2 pseudogenes are annotated in these 1156 nt (G+C 77.1%); both read right to left on the bottom strand.

Annotated elements, in window-relative coordinates:
• Nucleotides 1–368, bottom strand: a pseudogene (locus ESO86_RS17330) (hypothetical protein); the annotation flags it as partial.
• Between the two features lies 1 nt (nucleotide 369).
• Nucleotides 370–1156: pseudogene (locus ESO86_RS19495) on the bottom strand (glycosyltransferase); the annotation flags it as partial.

Genomic DNA, 1156 nt, shown 5'->3' with positions numbered 1-1156 from the left:
AGCATCCCGGCGAGCACCGCGCCGGGCTCGGTCGAGATCGCGACCGGCCCCCCGTCCGCGGCCGCGGCGGCGTTGTCCGGCGCATCGAGCGGCGCCTGTTCGATCGGGGCGCTCTCCGGTTCGGCCACGATGGAGATCGCGGGCGCTCCGACCGACCGGGCGGTGGCCGCGGACGCGGCGTCGTCCGCCAGGGACAGCAGGGGCCCCGGACAGACCCGGAGCTGACGGCTCTCCGCGGGCTGGACGACGGTCGAGGGCGGTCGGGCCGCGACCTCGGGCAGTGGCGCGGTGGATGCCGCGAGCAGCGCACCCGCGGCGAGGCCGCCTGCGGCCACCACGGCGGCCAGCCTGACGGCCCCCCGGATCACGTCACGCCTCGTCGGCACGGCGGTCACCTCCGTCCTCGTCATCGGGTCGGGCGGGTTCGTCGGATCCGTCCGCCGAGGGCTCCGTCCCGTCGTCCGCCGCCGACGGGCTCGCGGCCCGCTGGCGGCGACGACGACGAACCGACGGCGGCCTGCGGTCGGGCTCCCGGCCTCCGCCCGTCGGGATCGAGAGCAGGAGCGCTGCCCCGATCACCACCAGCTGGCCCGTCACGATCCACCCCGCGACGGGTCCGGCGTCCGGGATGCGCGCGCCGGGCGCCGCGGGATCGGCGTCCACGAACCGCCAGATCGGGCCGAAGTCCGTCTCCCCGATCGGGATGACCTGCGGGTTCCCGTCGAGCGCCGCACGCGCGCGCTGCTCGACGGCGACCGCAGCGGTGTCGTCCGCGTCCGCCGCACCGACCAGCACGAACGACAGCCCGAACTCCTCGACCGCCGCGCTCGCGTCGTAGCCGCTGCGCGAGGCGAGGTTCCCGGCGAGCATCGCGATCGACTCGGTGGTCCCGGTGAGGTCGCGCTGCGTGGACGCGAGCGTCGACTGCTCGTCGAGCGTGGCACCGCTGCCGCGCTCGATGGTGGCGCGGAGGCCCCCGTCCGGCGTGGGCTCCATGCGCAGCGTCCCGACGCGGGGGTCCGAGGCCGCCTCGGCCTCGACGAAGGCCGGCAGGGTCCGCTCCGGTGCCGGTCCCACGGCCGTGCGACCGAGCGCGATCGCCGCGATGGTCGGTGCCACGGCCACGATGCCGAGGACCACCACGACCGCCGCCGCC

Origin of the sequence: Agromyces binzhouensis, from assembly GCF_004135055.1 — a bacterium.
GTDB lineage: Bacteria > Actinomycetota > Actinomycetes > Actinomycetales > Microbacteriaceae > Agromyces > Agromyces binzhouensis.
Note: the sequence above shows the minus strand (reverse complement) of the source record. Positions and strands in the feature narration are given on the sequence as shown.